This is a genomic window from Methanobrevibacter thaueri, assembly GCF_015062915.1.
GTDB lineage: Archaea > Methanobacteriota > Methanobacteria > Methanobacteriales > Methanobacteriaceae > Methanocatella > Methanocatella thaueri_B.
The window spans coordinates 1-26,832 of record NZ_SUTJ01000011.1 but is presented as its reverse complement, the minus strand read 5'-3'; the positions used below and the strand labels follow the sequence as shown (position 1 = coordinate 26,832).

Genomic DNA, 26,832 nt, shown 5'->3' with positions numbered 1-26,832 from the left:
TCAATTATATATGAATTAAATCACATACAACATATTATGGAAAGGAAATATCGATTCTTGAGGGACAAGTATTACGAGTTGCTGTTGCCTACACTGTTCATGGTGATGTCTGAAAAGATAGCGGTTGTCATAGACGTTATCATAATAGGAATAATCATTGGAGGTTCACAGCTATCCCCAATTAATTCGGTATCTCCCCTGCTTTATTTTACCGGTATTTTATATATCCTTTTTGGTCAGGGAGGAAGCTTGCTGGCCTTAAGGGCAAAATCCGATTTGGATGAGGAAAAATCCAATTTCTATTTCACGGTTTCCATTATTGGAATTATCGTAGTTTCCCTAATCTATATTGCGGCAATATTCTTTTTTGCAGATAATATACTGCACCTGTTAAACACCCCATCAAACATTTTCTATCAGGCTAAAAGCTATCTGTACGTAATAATGTTCTTCTATCCGCTGAACTGTTTCATCATAGTCATTTCCTATTTCATTCGTTCCGACGGATATCCGAATTTGCCTTTCTATTCCGTGCTGATAGCAAATGTGACAAATATAATAGTTGATTTCATATTCCTGAAAGGCTTCAACATGGGAATTGAAGGCGCCGCCCTGGCGACAGTTGTCGGATACGCTGTGGGTGTGGCCTATATCTCAAGATACCTCCTCAGCAAACGCCGCACATTCAAGTTCGTTTCACTCACCAAGCTGAAAATAATGGAGGTATTGAACTCCTTCAAAACAATAATTCTCAACACTCCCGAGGTTGTGGGAAAGATTTTCTTCTCAACTCAGATGGCAGTCTTCACATATCTCTGCTCCACCTATTACGGTGCAGCGGGACTTTTGGCGTTTCTTGTATATGACAATTCCGAAACATTCGTCTACATTGTCCTTTCCGGGATCATGAAGGCAATGAGTCCAATTGTGGCAGTGTTCTATAAGGAAATGGACTTCAAGGCAGTGCAATATATAATCAAAAAGTCAATCAAGCAGATTCTGATAGTCAGCGTGCCCGTTGCGGTTCTTTTCTTTGTCTATCCGGATATACTGATTAAGCTGTTCAACATTACCGATCCAACATACGTGGCAATAGTCAGTTTTGCAATACGCGTGACCTCATTCGGATTGATCGGCCGGTGCATGTCATATCTCCTGGCCAATTATGCTCAGGCCATTGAACAGAACAGGATTTCATTCATAATCACATTTTGCGAGGAGTTTCTGATTTCCATCGTGGCCGCATTGATATTGACACACATATTGGGCGGAATAGGCATATGGATTGCAATTCTATTGTCTGAAACAATACCTGTTTTAATTTATATTGGAATGGCAATACGCCTTCAAAGAAATCATAAAAGCGAAATCAATAGCATCTTATTGCTTCAGGATTCAAATCTTGTGAATTTCACATACAACAGGGAGCATAATGAGTATCCTGAAGAGGTTTCACAAAAAGTTGAAACAATATTCAAGGATTCCGCCCCGCTATTTTTCTCATCAGTGGAGAGCATATGCGAAAACATTTTCGAGCATGACTCATCAGTTGAGCTAATCGACGTTACCCTAAGGATGGTGAACGGCAATGCTGTGGTTCAGTTCATCGATGACAGCGAGCTGTACGACCCATTCAGCAATAAGGAGTTCAGCGAATCTCAAACAATCAAGAAATTACGACAAAACAAGTGTGAATTCGAGTATACGAGTGTTTTAGGATTCAACAGATCCTATGTGAGATTCAATTATTAGTTTTTTTAAAAAAAGAAATTGGAAAGATAAGAATTTATCTTTCTTCAATGGTCACTTTGTTCATTACATCGCCTTGGCGAATAGCGTTGACGACATCCATGCCTTCAATAACTTGACCGAATACGGTGTGAACACCGTCTAAGTGTGGTTGTGGTGAGTGAGTGATGAAGAATTGGCTTCCACCAGTGTCTTTACCAGCGTGTGCCATGGATAATGCACCGGTTCCGTGTCTGTGAGGGTTTCCTTCGGTTTCACATTTGATGGTGTAGCCTGGTCCTCCGGTACCGTTACCGTTAGGACATCCACCTTGAATCACGAAGTTAGGGATAACCCTGTGGAAAGTTAATCCGTCATAGAATCCTTCTTTGATTAATTTTTCAAAGTTAGCTACAGTTCCAGGTGCTTCATTTGGGAATAATTCAAGAACGATATTCCCTTTATCAGTTTCAATAGTTGCGACTTTCATTTTATCACCTAATTTTTAAATAATACTATTAATATAAATATTATTGATTAAATAGTTTATGGAGGATAAAATGAATACTCAAGAATTAATTAAAATTGAAGACGATTATTTCATTAACACTTTCACAAGACAACCAATTGTGCTCGACCATGGGGACGGCTGTAAGGTAACAGACATTGACGGAAACGAATACCTGGACATGTTTGCAGGAATTGCAGTAAACTGCTTAGGCCACAATCATCCTAAGCTTGTAAAGGCAATCCAGGATCAGGCTGAAAAACTGATCCACATTTCAAGCATCTACTACAATGAGCCTGCATTGGTTTATGCTAAAAAATTAATTGACAAAACAAGCTTTGACAGAATATTTTATGCAAACAGCGGTGCCGAGGCAAATGAAGGAGCAATCAAGCTTGCAGTGAAATACACTGGTAAAAGCGAAATCATCTCAACCGTTGACTCATTCCACGGAAGGACCATAATGACCCTTGCAGCAACAGGTCATGAGGAATACCATGAGCCATTCAAGGCAGTAATGCCAAAAGGTTTCATCAATGTCCCATACAATGACATTGAAGCAATCAAGGAAGCGGTTAATGAAAACACCGCAGCAATCATTGTCGAACCTGTACAGGGTGAAGGTGGAGTCAATGTTCCTGATATTGAATACTTAAAAGAAATCCAAAAGATCTGTAATGAAAACGACATAGTATTCATTGTGGATGAAGTGCAAACCGGATTTGGAAGATGCGGAACACTCTTTGCACATGAATTGTTCGACGTCAAGCCTGATGTCATGACAATGGCTAAAGGAATCGGTGGAGGAGTCCCAATGGGAGGAATCCTTGCAACCGAAAAGGTAGCTAGCGCTTTCGTTCCAGGAGACCACGGTACCACATTCGGTGGAGGTCCACTCGTTGCAGCTGCAGCAAACGCTGTACTTGACGTATTTGAAGAAGAGGACATTCTCTCCAATGTCAATGAGGTCGGAGACTACTTCCTCAGCGAACTTAAAAAACTTGATAAGGAAATCATCGCTGACGTGCGTGGTGTTGGTTTGATGGTTGGTATTGAACTGACCAAGCCTGGTGCAGAATACGTTGACAAGCTTCGCGAAGCAGGATTCTTAATCAACTGTACTTCCGGTAAAGTCTTAAGGTTTGTTCCACCATTGACAATTACCAAGGCAGAAATTGACGAGTTCGTAAAAGCTTTAGATGAAATACTCTAAAGCCTATAATTCTTTTTTTCCAAAACTTTTTTAAGACAACCTGACAATGTCAGATTTTTGATTTCATCTATTGATGCATATTTGCTGTCTGTATGCTCATCGCTTATTTTAAACTCACCATTAACATCATCAAGGTACATTATCATCTGAACAGTTCTTTTATATGGATAATCGTGCTGTATGGCTATTGCAAGGTCTCCCACCTTACAGTCAAGGTTTGTCTCTTCCTTAATCTCACGCACAAGCGCATCATCGAAAAATTCACCATTTTCAACCTTGCCTCCAGGTAATTCCCATGTGTCAGGGTCTGTTCTGCTTTTCGGATGTCTTTTAAGGATTAGTATTTCGCCGTCATCGTTCTTAATTATTCCGCGCATTGTAAGGCCATAATCTCTTTTCATGTTAATAATTTTAAATGGTATTTTTTAAACATTTTTCCAATTTTAATCGGCAAATTGTTTTCCTTAATTACTTTTAAATAAAAATAAGTCAATAACTATAATTATAATGTAACTTTTTTAAGGAGTTTAGATTATGGATTTAAATATTAAAGTAAACGACAAAAACCACCTTGACATCGGTGGCGCAGATGCAGTTGATATTGCAGAAGAGTTCGGAACTCCAACCTATGTAATGGATGAGGCTAGAATAAGAGCTAACTATAACAAATTTTACTCAACATTCTCAAAATATTATCCTGATTTCAAAGTATTTTACGCATGCAAAGCTAACACCAACCTTGCAGTGATGAAAATCCTCGAGTCCGAAGGCTGCTGCATCGATGCGGTTTCACCTGGTGAAGTTCACATCTCAAAAATGCTCGGCTTTTCAGGGGACAGAATCCTCTTTACAGGTAACAACATTACCAATGACGAATTGAAATACGTGCATGATGAAGGCGCAGTCCTAAACATCGACTCAGTTTCAGCACTTAAAAGACTTGCTAAACTTGTGGATCCTGAAGGATTGAAAATATCATTCAGGGTAAACCCAATGGTTGGTGCAGGACACCACGACCACTGTATCACCGGTGGAGTAATGAGTAAATTCGGTATCATGGACAATGAAGCAGTTCAAGTCTATGAGATGGCAAAAGAATTAGGATTCAACCCAGTCGGTATGCACTCCCACATCGGATCAGGTATCCTCGACCCTGAACCTTTCAAATTAGCTATCGAATCCACAATGGACATTGCAGGAAAAGTCCATGAGGAAGCAGGAATCGACTTCGAGTTCGTTGACTTCGGTGGAGGAGTAGGTGTTCCATACACTCCTGAAGAAAAATTATTGGATCTTGACAAGTTTGCAGAAGTCAATGTAGGATTATTCAAGGAAAAACTCGAACAATACGACATGGGCAACCCAACAATGTACCTTGAACCTGGAAGATACCTTGTTGCAGACGCATGTGTTCTTTTAGTTACAGTAAACAGTGTAAAACAAAGCTACAGAAAATTCATCGGAGTGGATGCAGGTTTCCACACACTCCTAAGACCGGCAATGTATGATTCATACCACCACATCGTTGACGCAAGCAGAATGGACGCTCCAAACACCCAGGAAGTGGACATTGCAGGTAACGTATGTGAATCCGGAGACCTCTTCGCACGTGACAGGCCAATGCCAGAAGTTGAAGAAGGAGATGTTTTAGGAATCCTCAACGCTGGAGCATACGGTTTTACAATGTCATCAAACTACAACTCAAGACCATTAGCTTCAGAAATCTTGGTAACTGACGGCAAATGCAATGTAGTTCGTGAAAGAGAAACCTTTGAAGACTTATATGACAAACAAGTCGTTCCACCACATTTAAAATAAGTTGATAACATGGTAGATTTAAAAGGATTAAAATTTTCAAAAATGCATGGAATCGGTAATGATTTCCCTATAATCAACGAATTCGACGGGGAAGTCATACCTGAAGCAGACAAACCTGAAGCCTGCAGAATACTATGCCACAGAAACTTCGGAGTAGGAGGTGACGGAGTACTATTTGTTGAACCGTCCGATGTGGCTGACATAGGATACAGAATGTTCAATCCTGACGGCAGCGAAGCCGAAATGTGTGGAAACGGTATAAGATGCTTCGGTGATTTCGTTTACAGGAAAGGCATTTTAAAACAGGAAAAGATGACCGTTGAAACCCGTGCAGGAATCAAAACCATTGAAATCACCCTCGAAGATGATGAACCGGTGCTTTTCAAGGTAGACATGGGCACATCAACATTCAAGACCCCTGAAATCCCAATGACCTCTGACAAGGAAGAGTTTTTGGATGATGAGCTAGAAGTCATCGACACCACATTCAACGTGACCGCAATCAGTGTCGGAAATCCTCATGCAATCATCTTCGTTGATGATGTGGATGAAATCGACATAAACAAGTACGGTCCGGCCATAGAGGCACATGAGGTGTTCCCTGAAAAAATCAACGTTCACTTCGTTGAAGTCATATCCAAAAATGAGGGTAAAATGATTACATGGGAACGTGGTGCAGGCGTAACACTTGCATGCGGAACCGGTGCTACCTCAACTGCAATTTCAGGCTACAAGCTAGACTTGTTTGATGAAGAAATATTGCTTCACTTGCCTGGTGGAGACTTGAAATTCCAAGTCTATGAAAAAGAAGATAAATTGGGCGCTTTCATGGAAGGCCCAGCAAAACTTGTTTTCGATGGAGAATTCTAAATTCTCTATTCCTTACTTTTTCGGTAAAATCCGAAAGCCATGTCCACTATACCAAGAATAATGACCAATACCATCCAGATACTCATTTCGCCTCTTGCGAAGGAAAAAGCCAATGCAAGAAGTATTAAGATCACGCCTGTAAGTACTGATTGTTTCCATTGTTCCATTCTATCACCTTATTATATTTTGTAAGCATTAATTAAAACTATATCTTCAAAAAAGAAGTGTTCGGATTCAGCTATTTCAGCTATAAAACCCAGTTCATCAAGTCTCTGCAATGTCTCCTCATTGCCTGAAAGAGAGGACTGTATCATCTGGACAATTCCTCCATCATTTAAATGATTTCCCACTTCATCTAAAAATAAATCGATTACTTTTCTTCCATTTAATCCACCGTCGAATGCATAATTTAAAGTGTCATCAATAACATCGCCATCATCAGTTGGCAGATATGGAGTATTGAATAGAATTACATCAAACTTTCTTGATTCCACAGGTTCGAACATGTTGCCGAAGAGAATCTCAATGTTTTCAATGCCGTTGTCCTCGAAGTTTTTTCGCGCAAGCTCACAGGCATCAAAGTTGATGTCGGTTACAGTAATGTTGTCTGAAAGCCTTGATGCATACATTGCAACAATACCTGATCCTGTACCGATTTCCAAAACGCTTGCACCCTTTTTAATCTCTAAATTGTCAGCCAATAAGTAACTGTCCTCGGCGGGAACATATACATTGTCATCGGTGTTAATAATAAAATCAGCCATAATATCTACTCGCTAAAAATAGGATTCAGTCTCTTAGACACTTCAAGTATCTCCTCAGGGGTTAAAACAATCACCCTTTTGGAGAGATAATCGTTAATCTCATCATCTTCAATCCCGTTCAGCCTTTTCTTGAGAACCTTCTTGTCGATATTGCTGATGATATGCCTTGAATCAATCAGGGCGTTCCTGATTTTCTTGTTTCTGTGCTGGAACAATGCCTTAGTGAATTTTGAATATGTCTTAAACTCATCATCGGGGATTTTATTCTCCTTAGGAGTTAACTTAACCACTGTGGAGTCAATCTGCGGCTTTGGAATGAAGCTCTCGCAGCTGACATCAGTCAATTTTTCGATGTCACATTTAAAATAAAGCATTGCGGAAAGCCTTGAGTAATTCTTGCTTCCAACTTCGCCGTTCATGCGGTCTGCAAATTCCTTCTGATACATCAGAACCGCAAGGTCAAAATCATAATCTAAAAATTTAAAGGTAATCGGTGATGAGATCTGATAAGGTAGGTTAGAGATGATCTTATTAAAAGGTGGAAAGTCCACTTTCAAAGCATCATCATTTATTAGTTCTACATTATCAATTTTTTCGTCTTTAAGTCGTTTAGCCAATATCTCACAGATTTTGGTGTCCTGTTCAATGGCTATCACTTTTTGAGCTTTTTTGGCAAGTTCAATTGTAAGTGTCCCAATTCCTGTTCCGATTTCAAGGACAACATCATCTTTAGTGATATTGCCGAAGTTAATAATCTGGTCCCTTTTATTCTTGTCAATCAAATAATTCTGGCCCAGACTCTTATTTAACTTAATCCCATTTTGATTCAAAATGTCTTTAGTTACCTTAGATAAGGATTGGGAATTTTCACTAGTCAATTTATCACTTATCTTCTTCTTGAAGCTCTTGGAGGTTGTGTAAATATGTAATATTTATTTTTACCTCTTCTTGGAGTTGTGGTGTCAAGTTCTTGCTTGACTCTGTTAACAATCATGCCTGCAGGATCTGCTAAGGTTGGAAGCCTTTCTGAAATGTCCTTGAAGCTTTCGAAAGGTTTTTCCTCTCTTGCCTTGATAATGTCCCACATGTATTTCTTACCAATTCCTGGAATCAATTCGAGTGAGTGCATTCTTGTGCTCACTGAATCTGCACTATTGAAAAATTCAACAAACTTGTCTTCATTATCTTCAACAATGTCACGAATAGCATAGTCAAGTTCTATTCTGCTTGTTGCGGTTAAATTTTCAAAGTCTAATTTTCCTAAAACCCTGTATATCTTATCTCTCTTTCCTTTACCGATATATACAGTGTCTTGAATTTCTAAATCAACACCATTTTTTGGAGCTAATTCAAGTAAAGTGAATTGTTCTGTACCAATAGCTTGAGCAATAGGTTTACCACCAAATTTTGACATATCAGATTTGACATAGCCACGACTTAGGTAATCTAGTACAACAGCATTCTCTTCTTTTTTTACTGTTGGTCTTTTTTCTTTTCTATTTCTATCAACCATATTAATCACTCACTATTAGTTTTTATTTCATGGCAAAATTGGCCATAAAATTGTCTTATTTTATAAATATAATTTTTAAGTATAATAAAGATATCTAAAAAAAGCTGGTTATTAGAGAAAATAATTAAAAATAATAAAAAAAGTGAATAGTATAGTAGTACTATTCTTCAACATCATATTGTTCGAGGAATTCAAGAATCTTTTCCATGTCTTCCTTGTCGGTTTTACTTGGTTCTTTAGCGAAAATTAATCTCATGTCAGCTAAATCCTTAGGAACCAAATCAACAATATGAGCAGCGACTTTAGCCCTTAGGCCAAAATCATCTTGGAGTTTTTGAAATATTTCTTCTGCGTCTTCAGCAGAATACCTGTCAAACCTTTCAAGATGGTTTAAAGTAATGTTTTGTTCATAATTCAATTCATTATCTTCTCTGAACTCTTCAAGTATTTTTTTTACTTGGGAACCTGTAATTGGTTCAGTGTCAATTACTTCTTTTCCAATCATAGAAATCAGTTTTGTAATTTTAAGTGATCAGGTCTTACTATTAACTCTTTAGCTTTGTTTCCATCTTTTAAGGACACGATGTATGCTTTACCTTTTTGACCAGTGACTTTTCCGGTTTTACCGTGGAATCTAGGTGCAGGTTGTCCTTTTTGAATGGATGGGTTAATAGTAATGTGAACTAAGTCTCCTTCTTCAAATCTTTGGAGCCTGTTTGTAATTGGGTTTGTTCTGCCCGGTCTTTGTACTTTAGTCATTTTTTTTCTTGATCTACTTTTTAATCCTCTTGATCTTTGCATTTTATAACCTCTTAATTAGTAGTCTGGGTATAAATCTATGTTATCAGCGACCTAGTATTAAAAAAGCCCATAAATACTAGTAACATAGAATGTGAAAATAACTATTATCATCCAGTGATATGATAATATTATATTTTTAGTTTAATGTCATTAATATACTTTTAGTTTTTGGGTGTGATATTGTTATGTTGGCTTCAAAACATGAAAAATAGTGTAAGTGAAATTGATGGTTTGGTGTAAAAAAATGGTGTGAAGAAGATAACTGTTTAGTTATCTTCGAATCTTCTTCTGTCAATTAATTCTTGACGTTTACCTGGGTTCCAACCACCAGATGCAGATTTTGCACGTCCAACTTGTTGTACGTAACCGGTAATTCTGTCATACCATTCTACATCTTCTCTTTCACCACAGGTAGGACAAACATTGTTTAGTCCTTTCATTAAAGTCTTACATTTAAGACAGAAACTTAATGCTGAGCTGTAAGCCCAGAATCCGATATCGGATTTACGAGCAATTTTGTGGGTTAAACTCATTAATGAATCTGGATCGGAGTATGATTCTCCCATGAATGCATGGAAGATGTGTCCACCAGGAGTTAAACTGTGGTATTGCTCTTCAATTTTGATTTTTTCAATTAATGATAATCCTGTGTCTACTGGTACGTGTGAGGAGTTTGTGTAGTAGTTTGCGTTTCCTTCACCTTGTACGATTGCTTGGTCTCCGAATTGTTTTTTGTCGAGAGTTGCAAATCTGTATGCAGTAGATTCAGCAGGAGTTTGTAAAACAGACCATCTGAGTCCTGTTTCTTCTTGTAATTTTTTAGCTCTTTGGTTTACATATTCGAGACATTTTACACCGAACTTGTTTGCGTCAGGGTTTTCAATACCTTCGCCGAAGAGGGATAATAACATTTCGTTAAGTCCTACGAAACCAAAGGATAATGTTGAATTTTCAATTCTGTAGTATGATTCTTCTCCAACTTTTTGTTTTAAGAATGGGAGAATGTGGAAATCGTTTAAACATTTTAATGCTTGTTCTCTTCTAAGCATTAAGGTTTCCACTGCAAGATCCATGTATTCGTCTAAGTATTCGAATACTTGGTTTTCGTCTTTGGATTGGTATCCGATTCTTGGGAAGTTTAAGGTAACGTATGCGAGGTTACCGGTTCTTAAACAGTCTTTGTCCCAGTCACCAGTCCAGGTGTCTTGTAAACAGGTTCTGCATCCCATGTAGTTTGCCATTTTTCCACGGTATTCAGGGAACATGTTCACGAAATAAGATGAACCGTATTTTGCGGATAATTCATGTACTAATCTTAAATCGTCTTCATATTCACTGGTCATTGTTTCAGGCCTTAATGTATAAATGGTATTTGGGAATAAATGAGGTTTACCTTCATTGTCTCCTTCAAGCAATGTTTCAGTGAATGCTTTTTGAATTAATCTGGTTTCATCTTCAAAGTCAGCGTAAGTTCCGACAACTTGACCTTTTGGTCCGTATGCGGTTTCTTCTTTTAAGAAATCAGGGACACCGAATTCCAATGCCATACTTGTGAAAGGCACTTGGGATCCACGTGCTGCATATGCCATGTTGAGGTTGTATATGAGCATTTGTACAGCCTGTTTGATTTCTTCATAGCTTCTTCCTCTTGCGAATGGTGCAACAAATACGTTCCAAAGGGACATGGATTGTCCACCGGACATGTTTTGCTGTGCTGCAAGCATGATTTCACCGGTATGGTTCATTAAGGTTTCCATGTGGTTTGGTGCACCTGCAATGGAAGTGTGGTCTCCAGTTCCATCAACTTTTAATCCGTATTTGATGAAGGTTCTTATATCGTGTTGGAGACAGTTTAATGGTCTTCCTGCGAAGAATTCTAAATCGTGAATGTGAATATCACCGGACATGTGTGCGTCTGCTAAGTGTCCAGGTAACATTTTTAAGAGTGCGTATTGTTTTAATGCTTCGTCTGCTACATGTTTGTGAATACTTTCTGGGTTGTGAATCATGTTTGCGTTGTCCCTGTTACCGTTTTCAATTAAAGAGGTAATGTTGTATACAGGGATACCTAAACGGGTGTAACGGCTTCTTAAATCTTCTAATCCGTATTCGATTAATTTTGTGTTGACCATTTCCCTGATCATTGGAGCGGTCAAGTATTCAACGTTTAGTTTTTTGAGTTCTTTCCAGGTTTCAGTAGCGATTTCGAAAGCGGTTTCTTGACTTGCACCAGTTTCTTCAATTAAGGTATTGGCGATTCTGGATAAGTCAAATGCTTCAATAGTATCTCTTGAGGTACGTACTTTTAATTGAGTGCTTGCTAAGTATTTGTTAGCTATTTCCGGGTCAATGTCTTCTAAGCATTCGTGTACGATTTTTTTGATTTCTTTGGTTTTGATTCCATCGTATAATTGGGATACTACTGTTGCGATAATTTTATCTGATTCAAAGAATGGGGTTTCAACCATAATTAATGATTTCATCAATTTTTCGTAACTGAATCTTTCTCTTATTCCGTTATTTTTTTCTACATTTATTTTAACGGATTCTTGTAAATTATTTCCTAATTCTGAAATTTTTTCCATTTAATTCACACCATTTTCCTTGTTAATTAAAAATTTTATTATCCAAGTTTTAGAGAGAGCACGCTCTCAACTGTATAGATATTTGTAATCACTTGTATAATTATCGTTCGTATTGATACGAACATCTACTTAATACTTAGATTTTCATGGTATATAAATTGTTCGTCTTCAATCGAACATTATTGATATACTCTGAAATATATTATATTAATAATCATAAAAAAGAAAAGTCCGAGAGCATTTGGACAGTACTAGAAGAACACATCCAGTGAGCTTTGCTTGGACTTGTCACTTTCAAACAATGAGTTGATACCGAATTCCTGGATCTCAAGACGTTGCTCCAAGTAGTGGGAAACAGGATATCTGTTAACCAAATCCCTTGAAATCTCAAGATACTTGACAACGGATCCTTTGGAAACGGATAAAATCAAGTTGCCTCCGCAGGAACATTTTCCGGTAAGTGGCATTCTTCTGTACTTCGCACCGCACTTGGTGCACCGTACCTTCTGCTTGGAAAACGCTCTGGAGTTACCCATGATGTCCGGCAGGAAGTGAGAGGTCAATACCTTTTCAACAACTCCCCTTTGGTCAACAGCCCGGATTCTTTCTGCAAGAGTGATTTGGGCCTCAACTTTTTCTCTCATGGAAGGCAAACGCTTATAGAGACAAACTGTAGGTCCCGCATGAATGCTTGATGTGTGATGGGAAAACATCAATCCCTCATACTGCTCAGGAGTGCCTAAGTGCATTTCAACATTGTCAATGTACTCAAGAACATCAGCAGGCTTCAGCGGACTGTAGGTTTTTTCATAAAACTCAACAGGGAACCTTTCAAATATGTCCAGGTTGTGAGATTCGTCATCTATCTCCTCAGGGTCAATTCTTGAAGATAAAACCAGAGGAGCATCCATACTTCCTCCCCTTGTATTAGGCAGATAGGTCTTTGAGAAGTTGATCAATGCATCCAAAAGCAGCATGACCGCATCCTCGTCACTGTCACAGTTTCTACGTTTAGCTGAATGGAAGTAAGGGTGAGCATAACATCCTAAAGCCTTGGTGAAACCGACAATTCTTCCAAGAACTCCTGCAGATGTGTGGGGAGCAAGACCTGCAACCAGATGGCCGATAAGGTCCTCTTTTTCCTTGACATTGTAAAACGGCTCCATATCATAGTATCTGGTAAGCTCATCGTCAATGAACTGTGCGGTTCTGCGCAAGTACTCGCCACAGTTGTCTGAAATAACAATGTCTTGAACCCTAAGCTCAATGATTTGGTCCTCATTTTCAATAGGATTGCCGTAACAGTCCTTCTCATAACCCATTTCCTTAAGCTTCTCAACAGTAACACCAATCTCCTTTGGTATAAAGTGAGTAAGCGGCAAATCGGTTGAATCGTGACGGATTGTACCGTCCTTGAATGTGAATACCTCATGCTTTGCCCTGAGTATTCCCTTTTCCATAGGTTCAGGCAATTTTGACTCGGAAATCATTCCGACTACGCCCTTAACCTCATCGACCCTTCTGACCTTGACATTGTCAGATGCTTTTTTAAGCATTGATGCGAGAGGAATGCTTTTCATTGAAGGCTTGCCCATTTCAGTCGGGTGTCCGCATTTAGGACAAAGTGCGCCAAAGGAACTGATTCCACATTCAGGATTTGTACATCTTCTTCTGGAAAGTTCCACCTTGATGCTTCCCTTTTTAGCGGCTGTAGCGACCAGTCTTCTGGAACCGCCGTAATTGCCGATAGGAATCAATCCATGAGGAGCAGGCCTCATCAGTCTTTCCTTGGATTTTTCAGGTCTTCCGACACGGGTTCCAATGTAGGCCGGTGCCTTGTCTATGATCGTTACAGGTGAAACCTCATTAACGGCTTCAATGGTTGTCTTCATTTCAGGCAAACGACTTGACAAAGTAACCAGCAGTGCATAGGCATGGTCCTTGTCAATGATGATTTTGCCTTCACGGACAATATGAGGCACTCCAATGATTTCCAGAACCCTTTTCGGATAGGACATTTCAAGCTGTATTCCCTCATCCTGTTTATAGGTTGATTTTGAAGCGTCAAGCAAGTCATATAATGCGTTCAAGTCACTTATGGTAACGTCATTGTAACAGTAAGTGTATTTAGGGTGAAGCGGAATGTCATATTCCTTTGATAATTTGAATGCTTCAATTGCTGGAAGGTAATCGTATTCAAGGGCATGCAAGTCCAAATCAGTGTTGTCCTTGTCAAACTTGTCACTTCTCATCAACAATTGAATCCACCATTCCTCAACCCATCCAGATGGGTATAAAGGCTGGTTGTTTCTTAAAAACTCACCGAATGCAACAAGCATGTCTCCGAGGAAGAGTATTTCAGTAACATCCTTTTTAAGTTTATTTGCCTGTTTCACGGAGTCGATTATGACGACATCACCGTTTTTAAGCTTGACGGTAGGCCCTTCAATTGAATCCACCGGCACCACACAGTTACCTTTGCCGGGATATTCGATTTTCAATTGTGTTCCAACAGCCAAAAACTCAAGCAATGCCATTGTTGCAGGGTGAACTCCCATGGTAGCAAGGCCTGTGTTACGTGACCTTCCGTATCTTAAACGGAAACCTCCCTTTTCAGAAGGATATCCTAAAATAGGCCTTCCACCGATAATATCCTGGATATATTTAGGTTCCTCAAGTGCAACATCGGAATCTCCTCCATCGTCGGATGAATCGGTTTTTTTAGGCTTTGAATATTCCTCAAGCCAATCCCAGTCAAGACCTAACTTGTTAGCGATCTTTTTAATCTTTTTGGATTTCTGGATTACCCCTTCAACCATCGCAAGGAGTGCTCCACCACGGATGTTGTTTGTTTCAACACGTTCCAAATCACGGTGGGATACCTCTACCTGGTCGGTTTGCTCTCCTGAAACCTCTACAGGAATATGATTGGCTGCAAATCTCACTTCTTCTGGTGTTGGTGAGTATTGTAAATTTGTAACTTCTGACTCGTACAGTTCAACTTCTTCCACATATCTTTCAATCTCATCATCGATAGGCTTGAACTCATCGATATGGATTGCCTGTCTGATCTTATCCCCCAGCAATACTGCTAGAGCTGCTGCAGTTCCTCCTGCACTTCTGATAGGTCCTGCAAAATACACTCCAATGTATTTTGTGCCGTCAAAGTTTTTCTTGATTTTAACATCGGAAATACCTTCCAAAGGAGCGGCAACCACTCCTTCAGTCAAAATCGCAAGAGCGGTCCTAAGGCCCTGGTCACATCTTTGCTCCTCATCCCAGTTGGCCTTCTCACCTGTTAATGTGAAGGTTCCGTCAGCGATTTCTGCTGCAATTTCAAATGCGACAGATTCCCTGTCCATATCCTTTTCTAATTCTTTAATACGTTTTGCAACACCTTCAGGACCCACGAGCCCTTCTACTCTTTCCGCTAAATCCTTTGCAAGAGGCACTTCAGTTTTTGTTTCAACATCTAAACCTCTAGACCTTGCTTCATTAGCTATATCGTATAGGTGATTGGTTTCAGCTTCTAATCTATCAAAATAATCCATGATATCGCCACAAGTTACAAAATTAATTAGTATATAATCTATTGTTTTTCATGATATTAATAATATTTGATGACTCAATTTTCATTCAAAAATACTTAAATATTCAAAAATTCAAACTTAAACAATGTATCTAGTAGTCGAATTTAAATATTAATATTGCTATTATGGTGATTTTAATGTCTGATAAAAAACCAATGAACACCATGTATGGTGGAAAGATAAAATTGGATTTAGATAAACTCAAAAGAAAATCTAAAAGTAATACAGAAGAAGTAGTTGAAACAGTCGTGGAAGAGCCTGTTAAAGAACAAGTTCCTGAACCGGTTGTCGAAACTAAATCAGTTGAGGAACCTGTTGAAGAGGTTGTTGAGGCTGTGGATGAACCTGTGGTTGAAGAAGCTGAAGCTCCTGTTGAGGAACCTGTTGAAGAGGTTGTTGAGGCTGTGGATGAACCTGTGGTTGAAGAAGCTGAAGCTCCTGTTGAGGAACCTGTTGAAGAGGTTGTTGAGGCTGTGGATGAACCTGTGGTTGAAGAAGCTGAAGCTCCTGTTGAAAAACCAGAGAAAAAAGTTTCCAAACCTAAAAAGGAAAAACCTAAAAAATCCAAAAAATCCTCTGACAAAGCAGATTTGAAAAAGAAATTGGATGATAAGGATAAAAAACTATCCAACCAATCAAACGAACTAAACTACTTGACCAATAAAGTAATACCAAAACTCAAAAAGGAAAATGCTGAACTTAAGGGTATTAAAAACGAATTAACTTCAGCACTTGAAAAAACATCCAGAAAATACTTTGATCAATTGGATATTAATGCAGATTTAAGTAACACTATTGGAAAAATCGGTGCAGAAAGTGCAGTCCACAAAGTTAAAGCAGATAAATTGGAATCTCAATTAGATTCAATCAAACAAGATTTGGAATCTCAAATTTCAGATTTAAAAGACAAGCTTAAAAGCACTGATGTTGATACACTCAAAAAAGAAAATGGAAAATTGACCAGTGAAATCAACGATTTAAAAGACAAACTATCTGATGCTAGAAAAGAAAACATTTCACTTTCCGACGAAGTTGACAAGTTAAGAGCTGAAATAATTGATTTAGGAAATTACAAGGAAGAAGTTGATGCTCAAAACAAAAAAGAGATTGACGGATACAAAGAAGAGATTTCCTCTCTTAAAACACAACTCAAAGTCAAGGAAAGTAGTTATGATAAACTTTCCAATGAATCAGGAAAAACTATTGCTGATTTAAGAAAACAAGTTGCCAAACTTGAGCAATCATTGGAAAAAGAATCCAGCAAAGGATTGTTTAACAGATTCAAATAGATGATTAAATTCATCTATTAACTTATTTTTTTTATGAATAACGATAATTATTTCATGAACGAAGCCATTAAGGAGGCAGAAAAATCCTTAGCTGAAGGAGGAATCCCGATCGGTGCTGTCCTAGTCAAGGATGGGAAAGTCATATCCAGAGGACATAACAGACTGATTCAAAATGACTCCGTAGTGCTTCATGCTGAAATGGACGCCATTGAAAACGCAGGGCGTCTCAATTATGAGGATTATGTCAAATGCACATTATACACCACGCTATCCCCATGTCCAATGTGTTCCGGAGCCGTGATACTTTACAACATTCCGCGTGTTGTAATAGGAGAGAACACAACATTAATGGGTGCGGAAAACCTACTTAAATGTAATGATGTGGAAGTTGTGGTGCTGAATGATGTCAAATGCAGAGACCTGTTTTTAAGATTCACAAGCAGCAACTCCGAAATATGGGATGAGGAACTTAAAAAAGTCGGAAACACAACTGAGGTGAAATGATGGAGATAATAGTGACAGATGAGCGGGATGAAAGATTTGTTGAAATGTGCTCTTCGTTTGGATGCAAGGTGGATGATCCTCAAGTGGTGCTTCTTTTAAACAATTTCGGAAAGATTGTGGGATGTGCAAGTTTCAAGGTATACGATGCCGATTCGGCAGAGATAACCACACTGTTTTTAAACTCCTATGACAATCGCGAAAAGATATCATATAAATTGATAAGGCAGCTTGAAAAGATAGCCATAGACTATGAATTCAAAAGCGTCGTGGTCAGTTTTGACTCAAAAGAAGATATATTGATTGACGTGTTTAAAAAACTAGATTATCAGTTCGTAGATGAACTTTTAATGAAAAAAGAATTCAAAACATTAATTTAAAAAAAAGAAAAAAGTTAAAAAGATTAAGCTTCTTTTCTTAATCTTTTCACAACAAAGTCCTTATCCAAACTTAATAAGAATGAAGCTGCTCTTGGACCTTGTTTTTGACCGAGAATCATTTTATAGATAGCTTGGAAACCTTTTTGTGGTTTTAATCCTTGACTTTCAAGGATTCCATACATTGCATCATGCAAGTCAGCAGCATCGCTGAACTCAGTGCTTTCCATTAAATCGGCAAGGCCAGCCAGGAACTGATCCTGTTCCGGAGTCAGTGGTAATTTAGGCACGCTTTTTTCCTGAACTTGGAATTTAACGAATTTAGGTGCGTAAGTGTCGAGCCAGTAAATTACATTGTCAACTCTTTCACGGTATTGTGCCAATTCAGTTTCAGTCAAGTCACCGAATTCCTTGTCTTTAAAGCTTTTAGTTAATTGTGAGTTTCTTTTGAGAATATCAAAGATTTTCTCCAAGTCGTCACCAGCAATCTGATAAGCGTTGACCAGGAATCTGAAAGGAGGTCTGAATGGTAAAGGACTTCCTTCGTTGATTTGCACAATCTCATAGATTTCCTTGAATTTCCTGCCTTCTTTTTCAGATGGAGCTTCAACTTCATCGTAGAATACTTTTTCAACAGTGTCGAATTGATCGATAAAGTCTAAGTAAGGCATTTTTGGTGAGAAGTCTTTAGCTTTCATAGGTTTTGACCTGAACAGGTAGTAGTGAAGACTTTCTGCAGGACCGATTTTAAGCCATTCTTCAGGAGCGAAGAAGACACCGTGGGACTTACTCATTGCTTCACCGTCAAGGGTGATCCATTCGTATGGCACTGGATAAGGTGCAGGGTAATCGAAGATTTTTTCGGAAATGACGCTACTTACGTCATATGATCCTCCACTTGCTGCATGGTCTTTTCCGAACGGTTCACAGGTGGTTCCGAATATTTTCCATCTTGCTGCCCATTCAACTCTCCAGGTAAGTTTACCGTTTCCTGATTTGATGTCCATTTCACCGTCATGGCCGCATTCACATCTGTACTTGATGATGTCGCCGTCATAATCGTAAGCGTATGTGGTGTTTACACGTCCACATTCGTCACAAATAGGGTTGTATGGCAACCAGTCATCAGCTAAAGGTTCTCTTCTGTATTCGTTGAAGATTTCCTTGATTTCATCAACTTTTTCAAGTGAAGTTCTTATGTAATCGTTATAAACTCCGGATTTATACATTTCAAAACCGGATTTGGTTTCCATTTCAATACCGTAATCATCCATAACTGAAAGTAAAGGTTTTTCGAAATGCTCTACGAAATTGTCACAGCATCCGTCAGGACATGGGATTACTGAATATGGCATTCCAAGGTATTTGTCGTAATCTTCAGGTAAAGGATATGGAACTTTTCTTAATGGGTCATGGTCATCTGCAATCCATATTGTTTTTGCTTTCTTTCCTTTTTCTCTTAATTTCTTTCCTATTCCGTTAGCTACAAATATGTCACATGAGTTTCCAATATGTATTGAACCTGAAATGGAGGTTCCACTTGCAATGACATGTTCTTCTACATCCATTTTACTTAATTCATTAGCTATGTTTTCAATCCAGTGTGTCATCTATATTCACCATTTTTTCATAAAAAGATTATCATAAAATAAGTAATTATAATAATATCTCTATTTATTAATATAAAAACATTATTTTAATTGCAGGTGACTTTTGTTGAGGCCATGATTTTATAGGTTGCATAAAATGAAATCCATTGTAGTGACCTTTTTCCTTGCAGGTCAAGTGTAAAATAGTATAAAAAAAGAAAATAAATAGATTAAGATTAATCTATTTAATGAGGTCGGAATCGGATTGGTCCAACCATTCGTTAACGATTTTTACTGCACAGTAGTTTCCGCACATTGTACAGGTGTCTTCCTCTTCAGGAGGTCTTTGGTCTCTTTTTGCACGTGCAGCTTCCGGAAACATTGCACATTCATATTGTGCTTCCCAGTCAAGTCTTTTACGTGCCTCTGCCATTGCAAGGTCTTGTGAACCGTCGATTTGACCGGTTGCAAGGTCTCCCGCATATGCTCCAATCTTGGTTGCGATGACTCCTTCCCTAACGTCATCAGGGTTAGGCAATGCAAGGTGCTCTGCAGGGGTAACATAGCAGATGAAGTCTGCTCCGGCTTTTGCTGAAGATGCAGCTCCGATAGCGGATACGATGTGGTCGTAACCCGGTGCAACATCACATACGATAGGTCCGAGCATGTAGAAAGGAGCGTTGGAACACATTTTCTTTTGAATCATTACGTTTGTTGGAATTTCGTTGATTGGAATGTGTCCTGGCCCTTCAATCATACATTGCACTCCGGCTTCACGGGATCTGTCGATTAATTCTCCTAAAATGATCAATTCTTGTATTTGTGCCCTGTCTGTTGAATCGGCAATGGATCCTGCTCTCATACCGTTTGCAAGTGATAATACCACATCATGTTCCTTTGCGATTTCGAGAACGTAATCGAAGTTGGCGTACAATGGGTTTTCCTTTTCATTTTCAACAATCCATCCGGACATGAATGACCCTCCACGGGAAACGAGTCCTGTTACACGTCCTTGTCTTTTGAGTCTGGTTAATGTTTCGATATTGATACTGCTGTGAACGGCCATAAAGTCGATACCGTCTTTTGCTTGCTTTTCAATGGTGTTGAAGAGGTCATCCTCATCCATGTAAACCACTGAACCGTCTCTTCTGATACTTTCAATTGCTGCTTGATAAACTGGTACTGATCCCACTGGCAATGGGGACATGTCAAGAACTCTTCTTCTTATTACGTCAAGGTCTCCGCCAATGCTCAATTCCATCAGGCAGTCTGCACCATGGTCTATTGCGATTTGTGCCTTGTGCACTTCCTCATCAAAATCAACGATGTCTGTGGAGGTTCCGACGGTTGCGTTCACTTTTGTCCTGAGTCCTGCTCCAATTCCTGCAGCTTCAATGTCTCTGTTAACGTTACTTGGTATTACTATTGTTCCTTCAGCCACTGATTTTAATATGAATTCTTCACTAACATTTTCTATTTTTGCAACATGCTTCATCTCTTCTGTCAATATGCCTTTTTTTGCATCACTAATCTGTGTCATAATATCCCTCAATTATGTTTTAAAACAGTCAAATTCATTTTATTAATTTCTCATATTAAATTGATAATTCCTTATTTCGATTTAATAGTATATAAATTAATTGGTTGAATTTAATTTCAAGATTTATTGAAATAATTAAAGTGATTTTTAAAAATAGTAATTTTTAATAAGTTATAACAAAAATAAAGAAGTATTGATAAAAATAAAGTAAAATTGAAAAAATGTTCGAATTAGTAAAATTCGCTCATTCTTTCAAATGCTTCATCAAAAGTTGGCATATTTGTTTGACAACCTTGATGTTGAATGATGAATGAAGAAACAGATGATGCGAACTTGGCGGACTCTTCAAGTGATTCTCCATTCAGGAATCTTGATAGGAATCCTGCCCTATATGAATCTCCCGCACCGGTAGGGTCAATTGCTTCGGTAGGGATTGCATCAATGATGATTTTATCTTCATTTGAATAAATTTCACAGCCTCTTGCTCCACAGGTCTTGACGATGATTTTAGGCCCCATGTTCCTCAAGCCGGTCAAGTCAACTTCAACCGCATCAAGGATTCTTTCGATTTCATGGTGATTTCCGAAAAGAATGGTTGTATTTTCAATGACGTCAATCAACTTTTTGGTGTCATACATTCCAAGGTCTTGACCTGGATCAAATGAAACAAGCAGGTCTTGGTCTTTAGCTTCCTTTGAACATTTCCAGTTGAATTCAGGGTCACCGGTAGCCAAGTGAACGGCTTCTGCATTTTCAATCGCTTTTATAGGAACTTTACTTTGTGCAAATTCCTTTGCGGCTCCCCAGTAGAAGTAACTGATTTGGTCGTCATTATCGTTAGTCAGTACAAATGCTGTAGGTGTCTCTTCGCCCGGAACAATGATTAGTGATTCAGTGTCGATACCCAAATTTTGCATGTGTTCATAATATTCGGTTCTTTTGAAATCTCCTCCGACAGCTGAAACGAGGGAGGTCTTTAATCCTAATTTTGCTCCAACACAAGCTACATTTGCAGCTGCTCCACCATTAAAGGTTTTCATGTTGGTTATAGGAGCTGAAAAATTAGCTTTTGGAAATTCAGGCACTCTAATAATGTAATCATGAGCAGAGTGGCCAATTGCTAGTAAATCTCTGTTTTTTGCCATAATATCGCCTTTTTATCTTTCAATTTTATATTGTGTTTCATCATTATTTAATCTTTTGAAAGTGCATATTGGTTGGCATATGAACTTTCACAAAAACACGGTGTAACGTGAGTGATGGTATGTAATATATAGTAATATTAATATTCATTTTTGCCGAGAGCATTTGGAAAGTATTATCCCATGCGACTGAAACCCTCTTTTTCAATCATTTCCTGACCTTCATTAATCAGGAACCTGATGAAATCATCAACTTCGGCCTTGTCATCGTTGACTTTAATCACACTGATTACATGCTGGGTATCATACTTCAAAAGTTCATTTCCCTTGAAATAACTTGCATTGAGAAAAGTGTAGAGGTTTTCAGAATTCCTCACCATTTTAAATGCATCAAATTGGGAATTTACATTGGCAATGATATTGTACTCTATGTCATAATGGTTCAGGCTGTTCCATGCAAGCCTCTGGGCGGATCCGTTGACGTTTACAAAGTCAAGCCCCTCCAAATCGGAAATGCTGTCGATGTTCTTGGACTCGGGACTTGCAACCAGAACAAGATAGTCATAGGCTATCGGCATGAAATTTATGTCCCTTTCATATGCAATCAAAGGGTCGTCCAATGTCAGAATATCAACCGCTCCCCTTTTTGCAAGCTCAAAAGCATCCTCGTCAGTGCTGCTGTAGATGTTGGTGTTGAACGGTGTGTCGATACTTTCCAGAAGGCCTGTGCTGATATGTCCTCCTGCAATGTTGATGTTGGAGGTTTTCTCTATTTGAATCAGGTATTTCCTGAATTCTTCAAGAAGAGCTTCACCATCCGGTGTCAACAATGTTCCGTTTCCTACCTTTCGTGTGATTTTCACACCCAACTTCTCTTCTGCCTTGAGCAATCTTCTATTGAATACGGTGTGTGAAATTCCTAACTCCTTTGCGGATTTTCGTTGGGATTTGCTTCTGGATAAGGATTCCAGGCTCTGGTATAACTTATAGTCATAGATTTCCCCATCTATCTCCAGACTTATCAGTCCCTTACTTTCAAATTTCATTAATTATAAATAAAATTGTAATCATAATTAATAATATCGATTTATAGGTTAGATAAAATGGAAATAATGAAAACCTCTATTAAGGCTATATTGGACAATATTGAAAGTGCACAAGATTATTTAGATGAAGAAGCTATTGAAAAATTTGAAGAAATTATTATTAACTCCAAAAACATTTTTGTTACAGGAGCTGGAAGATCAGGACTTGCAGCTAAAGCGTTTGCAATGAGATTAATGCATTTAGGCCTAAGTGCTTATGTTGTAGGTGAAACAATTTCCCCAGCTATCTATGAGGATGACTGTATTATAGCTATTTCAGGTTCTGGAGAAACCAATACAATTGTTTCTGCTGCTAAAATCGCTAAAAATAGAGGTTCTAAAGTATTGGCTTTAACATCTTACCCTGAATCTACCTTAGGTCAATTATGTGACAGTTATATTCTTGTCAAAGGAAGAACAAAAAAAGAAGTGGATGATGAAAATTACATCAAACGTCAAATCCACGGAAACTACACTTCCCTGACTCCTTTAGGTACCGCTTTTGAATTAACCACATTAGTGTTCCTTGATGCTATCGTTTCCGAACTAATGGAAAAAATGCACCAAACTGAAAGCGACTTAAAAGCAAGACACACAGTTCTAGAATAGGATTCTATTCTGATTATTATATATATTACAGCGTTGGCCTCTTAGGAATCCAACCAATGTAATATTTCCTTTTTTTGCAATATTGTATCCTGAGTTAGCGGGAGCTGCGTTTGACGCTAGAATAGGAACCCCTGTCCTTGTCATCTTGATGACCATGTCCGCAGGCATCCTGCCGCTGTATATTACATAACTGTTTTTCAAATCAAAATCGTGGAGTATTCCATATCCTATTACCTTATCGACTGCAACGTGACGGCTCACGTCCTCTTTTACAATGAACTGATCTTTATAAACAATTCCTGCAACATGGGTTCCTCCTGTTGCCTGCCAGATTTCAGCATTGTTTTTAAGCTCCTCGATTCTGTCGAGCAGTTCATGGACATCCACCTGAAAATCTGATTCCACAGGGTTCACATCCTTTATTTTGCTTCTCCATCCTCCTGCTGAGTCAGAGCACAATACTGTTTCGTTTGTTTTAAGAAGTGTGTCATCGATTTCAACATTGATTTGTGGTCCGTCAATTTCAATGCTTTTGATGTCGTCCAATGACTTGACCATGTTCTCATTGAAGAGATACCCTACTGCAAACTCCTTTAGGGAGTCTTCGATTGCAGATAGGCTGCGTGAAATGTTGCCGTTGATTGTTAATGTTACTGTTTCATCTTTTACAACTTTTTCCTTAACTTCGTCGACTTGATCGTTTTTAAAGCTGATGGCATCGATTTGCTCTATTTTCATAATTCCACCTTTGATTATTATATTATTACACATGTTATATTAAAATATTGATTTTGTACTATTTTTTTACTCTAAAAGTTTGTTATCATCGATATTTTGCATTGATTCTAAACTCATTCTTATTTGCTTTTATCGAATTTTTTCATTTCATGTCATTATAAACAAATTTTAGTTAGCCTAAAATTTTTCTTTTAGAAATATTTGTTTCAACGATTTATTTTTTTTAATTTCCATTGTTTTTCAATGATGTGAATTTTATGATATTTTAGGCCCAAATAAACCGATATTAATATATTTTCACATGGTAATTTTTTTTAAATTTTATTAAAAATAAAAGTTAATTTAAATTTTTATAAGAATTCAACGATTATTCAATAAAATTAGATTAAATTAAGGTCGGTTTAAAAGTATTTTGAGAAAAAAAGCATCATAACACGATGTGTATATAATCCATCATGATTTATCATTATGTTTAATTTTATTACTTTGTAGTATTTAAATATTTCTTTTAGGCTCTAATGAAAAATCCTTTTTATATATAACACTAATATATAGTATCATAATACTCTTTGAACTAAATTGTGGGATTCATTAGTATTATACAAAATTAATAAAAGGGAATAAAAGAGGTTGATAATATGAGTTCATCTTTTAAAAGTCCAGTAGAAACTGCAAAAGCAATTTCAGGAACTGCTGGAGCAAAAAACTCTGCAAATATTGTTAATGTAATATTACTCTCCTTTTTAGCAGGAGCATATATTGCATTCGGTGGTTTATTAGCTGTAGTGGCAAGCGCAGGTATGTTAAAAGCAGGCGCTCCACTTGGTTTAGAAAAATTCGTATTCGGTGCAGTGTTCCCTGTAGGTTTGATCATTGTTGTTCTCGCAGGATCAGAACTCTTCACTGGTAACGTAATGTTTATGACCCTCGGTGTTTTAGATGGAACCGCATCTGTTGGAGGTCTCGCTAAAAACTGGGTAATAAGTTGGATTTTCAACTTTGTAGGTGCATTATTCGTTGCATACGTTCTCGCTTTCATGGGAGGAATTACTCCTACTGACGCAACCGCACCAGCATACGCAATTTCTGCAAAAGCAATTGCAGTAGCTGAAGGTAAAGTTACCATGCCATTCACAGTAGCTATGATTAAGGCTATTGGTTGTAACTGGCTTGTATGTTTAGCTGTATGGTTAGCTAACGCATCTGATGATATTATTGGTAAAATCGTTGGTATTTGGTTCCCAATTATGGCTTTCGTTACCATAGGATTTGAGCACAGTGTCGCAAACATGTTCTTCATACCATTAGGTATGTTCTTAGGTGCTAAAGGCGTAACTTGGAGTACTATCATTGTTAACAACTTAATTCCAGTAACTATCGGTAACATTATCGGTGGAGCAATCTTTGTAGCATGTATCTACTGGTACACCTACTTAAAAGAATAAGCTAGTAAATTACATAAGAAGCTTTTAAAGCTTCTTTTTTTTTACTTTATTTAAATAAAAATATATTTTGGAGATTATAAAATGGTTGAGATAAAATATGTCCCAACAATTTGTCCATACTGTGGTACTGGTTGTGGACTCAACTTCGTTGTAAAAGACGGTAAAATTGTTGGTGTAGAACCTTTAAAAAGACACCCTGTAAACGAGGGTAAAGTATGTCCAAAAGGAAACTTTGGATACCAATTTATTAATAGGGAAGACAGATTAACTACTCCTTTAATAAAAGAAAACGGTGAATTCAGAGAAGCATCATGGGATGAAGCATTAGACCTTGTTGCTAACAAACTCAAAGAAGTATCTGACGAAGATCCAAACAAAGTTGGATTCTACGCATGTGCTCGTTCACCAAACGAAAACATTTACATTACTCAAAAATTAGCAAGAGTAGCTTGTGGAACCCAAAACGTAGACCACTGTGCACGTATCTGTCACGGTCCTACTGTAGCAGGTTTAGCTAACACTTTCGGATCAGGTGCTATGACCAACGGATTCGACAGTATCAAAGAAGCAGACTACATCTTCTGTATCGGTTCCAACAACATGGAAGCACACCCATTGTTCGGACGTAAATTAATCCAAGCAAAACAAAACGGTGCTAAATTAGTTGTATTAGACCCAAGATTCACTCCTACTGCTAAAATCGCAGATGAATACGTTCAATTTGAAACCGGTACTGACGTAGCTTTAATGAACGCTATGATTAAAGTAATCATCGACAGAGGATTACAAGACGAAGAGTTCATCCACTACAGAACCAAAGGTTTCGAAGAAATGAAAGAAACCGTTCAAAAATACACTTTAGACATGGCTTCCGAAATTACCGGAATCAAACCTGAAGTAATTGAACACTTAGCTATTGAATACGCATCTGCTGACAAAGCAGCTATCGTATACTCATTAGGTATTACCGAACACTCTCACGGAGCAGACAACGTTATGTCCACCGCAAACCTCGCAATGTTAACTGGTAACATTGGTAGACAAGGTACCGGTGTAAACCCATTAAGAGGACAAAACAACGTACAAGGTGCTTGTGATATGGGTGCATTACCTTCCGATTACGTAGG

25 protein-coding genes are annotated in these 26,832 nt (G+C 38.1%); 10 read left to right on the top strand and 15 right to left on the bottom strand.

Annotated features, from left to right (window positions below):
• The first annotated feature begins 36 nt into the window (after positions 1 to 36).
• Entirely contained in the window at positions 37 to 1,752 is a 1,716-nt protein-coding gene (locus E7Z78_RS07555) for an MATE family efflux transporter (protein WP_303724554.1), read from the top strand.
• Between the two features lie 34 nt (positions 1,753 to 1,786).
• Here E7Z78_RS07555 and E7Z78_RS07550 read toward each other — a convergent pair whose 3' ends face one another.
• The gene (locus E7Z78_RS07550) at positions 1,787 to 2,218 is read right to left on the bottom strand and encodes a peptidylprolyl isomerase (protein ID WP_303724553.1); all 432 of its coding nucleotides are present in this window, start codon (positions 2,216 to 2,218) and stop codon (positions 1,787 to 1,789) included.
• 70 nt (positions 2,219 to 2,288) lie between these two features.
• Here E7Z78_RS07550 and E7Z78_RS07545 point away from each other — a divergent pair, with 70 nt between their 5' ends.
• Positions 2,289 to 3,449 carry an acetylornithine transaminase gene (locus tag E7Z78_RS07545; protein WP_303724552.1) on the top strand — a complete coding sequence of 387 codons (1,161 nt, stop codon included), beginning with the start codon at positions 2,289 to 2,291 and terminating at the stop codon, positions 3,447 to 3,449.
• Here the strand turns inward: E7Z78_RS07545 and E7Z78_RS07540 are convergent.
• Complete coding sequence (locus tag E7Z78_RS07540) at positions 3,446 to 3,850, bottom strand: NUDIX domain-containing protein (protein ID WP_303724551.1); 405 nt, start codon at positions 3,848 to 3,850, stop codon at positions 3,446 to 3,448. The genes E7Z78_RS07545 and E7Z78_RS07540 overlap by 4 nt on opposite strands.
• Positions 3,851 to 3,983: 133 nt before the next feature.
• Here E7Z78_RS07540 and lysA point away from each other — a divergent pair, with 133 nt between their 5' ends.
• Positions 3,984 to 5,267, top strand: a complete 1,284-nt coding sequence (lysA, locus tag E7Z78_RS07535; protein ID WP_303724550.1) for a diaminopimelate decarboxylase — start codon at positions 3,984 to 3,986, stop codon at positions 5,265 to 5,267.
• Between the two features lie 9 nt (positions 5,268 to 5,276).
• Positions 5,277 to 6,137, top strand: coding sequence for a diaminopimelate epimerase (gene dapF / locus E7Z78_RS07530; protein ID WP_303724549.1), 861 nt, complete (start codon positions 5,277 to 5,279; stop codon positions 6,135 to 6,137).
• A gap of 5 nt (positions 6,138 to 6,142) precedes the next feature.
• On the opposite strand, the gene E7Z78_RS07525 is transcribed toward dapF, so the two are convergent.
• The 8 genes from E7Z78_RS07525 to polC all read right to left on the bottom strand — a co-directional run bounded on the left by E7Z78_RS07525 (position 6,143) and on the right by polC (position 15,351).
• Positions 6,143 to 6,304, bottom strand: coding sequence for a hypothetical protein (locus E7Z78_RS07525; protein WP_303724548.1), 162 nt, complete (start codon positions 6,302 to 6,304; stop codon positions 6,143 to 6,145).
• Between the two features lie 12 nt (positions 6,305 to 6,316).
• Positions 6,317 to 6,901, bottom strand: a complete 585-nt coding sequence (locus E7Z78_RS07520; RefSeq protein WP_303724547.1) for a HemK2/MTQ2 family protein methyltransferase — start codon at positions 6,899 to 6,901, stop codon at positions 6,317 to 6,319.
• Between the two features lie 5 nt (positions 6,902 to 6,906).
• Entirely contained in the window at positions 6,907 to 7,779 is an 873-nt protein-coding gene (gene rsmA, locus E7Z78_RS07515; protein ID WP_303724546.1) for a 16S rRNA (adenine(1518)-N(6)/adenine(1519)-N(6))-dimethyltransferase RsmA, read from the bottom strand.
• A gap of 8 nt (positions 7,780 to 7,787) precedes the next feature.
• Positions 7,788 to 8,414 (bottom strand): DUF655 domain-containing protein, encoded by a 627-nt coding sequence (locus E7Z78_RS07510; RefSeq protein ID WP_303724545.1) that lies wholly within the window; start codon positions 8,412 to 8,414, stop codon positions 7,788 to 7,790.
• Between the two features lie 160 nt (positions 8,415 to 8,574).
• Positions 8,575 to 8,919 (bottom strand): RNA polymerase Rpb4 family protein, encoded by a 345-nt coding sequence (locus E7Z78_RS07505; protein ID WP_303724544.1) that lies wholly within the window; start codon positions 8,917 to 8,919, stop codon positions 8,575 to 8,577.
• Positions 8,920 to 8,924: 5 nt separating this feature from the next.
• Positions 8,925 to 9,215: a 50S ribosomal protein L21e gene (locus E7Z78_RS07500; protein WP_303724543.1), complete on the bottom strand. Its 291-nt coding sequence runs from the start codon at positions 9,213 to 9,215 to the stop codon at positions 8,925 to 8,927.
• Positions 9,216 to 9,481: 266 nt separating this feature from the next.
• Positions 9,482 to 11,800 (bottom strand): anaerobic ribonucleoside-triphosphate reductase, encoded by a 2,319-nt coding sequence (nrdD, locus tag E7Z78_RS07495; RefSeq protein WP_292742345.1) that lies wholly within the window; start codon positions 11,798 to 11,800, stop codon positions 9,482 to 9,484.
• Between the two features lie 251 nt (positions 11,801 to 12,051).
• Positions 12,052 to 15,351, bottom strand: a complete 3,300-nt coding sequence (polC, locus tag E7Z78_RS07490) for a DNA polymerase II large subunit (RefSeq protein WP_292742344.1) — start codon at positions 15,349 to 15,351, stop codon at positions 12,052 to 12,054.
• Between the two features lie 176 nt (positions 15,352 to 15,527).
• Here polC and E7Z78_RS07485 point away from each other — a divergent pair, with 176 nt between their 5' ends.
• From E7Z78_RS07485 to E7Z78_RS07475, 3 genes are read left to right on the top strand one after another with little or no spacing between them, the layout of a single operon-like run.
• Positions 15,528 to 16,679, top strand: a complete 1,152-nt coding sequence (locus E7Z78_RS07485; protein WP_303724542.1) for a hypothetical protein — start codon at positions 15,528 to 15,530, stop codon at positions 16,677 to 16,679.
• Positions 16,680 to 16,712: 33 nt separating this feature from the next.
• Complete coding sequence (locus tag E7Z78_RS07480) at positions 16,713 to 17,183, top strand: nucleoside deaminase (protein ID WP_303724541.1); 471 nt, start codon at positions 16,713 to 16,715, stop codon at positions 17,181 to 17,183.
• Positions 17,183 to 17,560, top strand: a complete 378-nt coding sequence (locus E7Z78_RS07475; protein ID WP_303724540.1) for a GNAT family N-acetyltransferase — start codon at positions 17,183 to 17,185, stop codon at positions 17,558 to 17,560. Before E7Z78_RS07480 ends, E7Z78_RS07475 begins: the two co-directional genes overlap by 1 nt.
• Positions 17,561 to 17,583: 23 nt before the next feature.
• Here the strand turns inward: E7Z78_RS07475 and lysS are convergent, their stop codons facing one another.
• The 4 genes from lysS to E7Z78_RS07455 form a co-directional block, all read right to left on the bottom strand.
• Entirely contained in the window at positions 17,584 to 19,167 is a 1,584-nt protein-coding gene (gene lysS, locus E7Z78_RS07470) for a lysine--tRNA ligase (RefSeq protein WP_303724539.1), read from the bottom strand.
• A gap of 220 nt (positions 19,168 to 19,387) precedes the next feature.
• Entirely contained in the window at positions 19,388 to 20,686 is a 1,299-nt protein-coding gene (thiC, locus tag E7Z78_RS07465; RefSeq protein ID WP_303724538.1) for a phosphomethylpyrimidine synthase, read from the bottom strand.
• Positions 20,687 to 20,916: 230 nt separating this feature from the next.
• Entirely contained in the window at positions 20,917 to 21,831 is a 915-nt protein-coding gene (locus E7Z78_RS07460) for a carbohydrate kinase family protein (protein ID WP_303724537.1), read from the bottom strand.
• A 173-nt stretch (positions 21,832 to 22,004) separates the two neighbouring features.
• Positions 22,005 to 22,874: a LysR family transcriptional regulator gene (locus E7Z78_RS07455; protein WP_303724536.1), complete on the bottom strand. Its 870-nt coding sequence runs from the start codon at positions 22,872 to 22,874 to the stop codon at positions 22,005 to 22,007.
• A gap of 57 nt (positions 22,875 to 22,931) precedes the next feature.
• Between E7Z78_RS07455 and hxlB the strand changes: the two genes are divergently transcribed.
• Positions 22,932 to 23,522 carry a 6-phospho-3-hexuloisomerase gene (gene hxlB, locus E7Z78_RS07450; RefSeq protein ID WP_303724535.1) on the top strand — a complete coding sequence of 197 codons (591 nt, stop codon included), beginning with the start codon at positions 22,932 to 22,934 and terminating at the stop codon, positions 23,520 to 23,522.
• Here hxlB and fdhD read toward each other — a convergent pair.
• Positions 23,514 to 24,260 (bottom strand): formate dehydrogenase accessory sulfurtransferase FdhD, encoded by a 747-nt coding sequence (gene fdhD / locus E7Z78_RS07445; protein WP_303724534.1) that lies wholly within the window; start codon positions 24,258 to 24,260, stop codon positions 23,514 to 23,516. The genes hxlB and fdhD overlap by 9 nt on opposite strands.
• Before the next feature lie 638 nt (positions 24,261 to 24,898).
• On the opposite strand from fdhD, the gene E7Z78_RS07440 reads away from it, so the two are divergent.
• Both E7Z78_RS07440 and E7Z78_RS07435 read left to right on the top strand, forming a co-directional pair.
• Positions 24,899 to 25,705 (top strand): formate/nitrite transporter family protein, encoded by an 807-nt coding sequence (locus tag E7Z78_RS07440; protein ID WP_303724533.1) that lies wholly within the window; start codon positions 24,899 to 24,901, stop codon positions 25,703 to 25,705.
• A gap of 81 nt (positions 25,706 to 25,786) precedes the next feature.
• The coding region (locus E7Z78_RS07435) for a molybdopterin-dependent oxidoreductase (RefSeq protein ID WP_303724532.1) at positions 25,787 to 26,832 on the top strand (1,046 nt) is incomplete at its 3' end.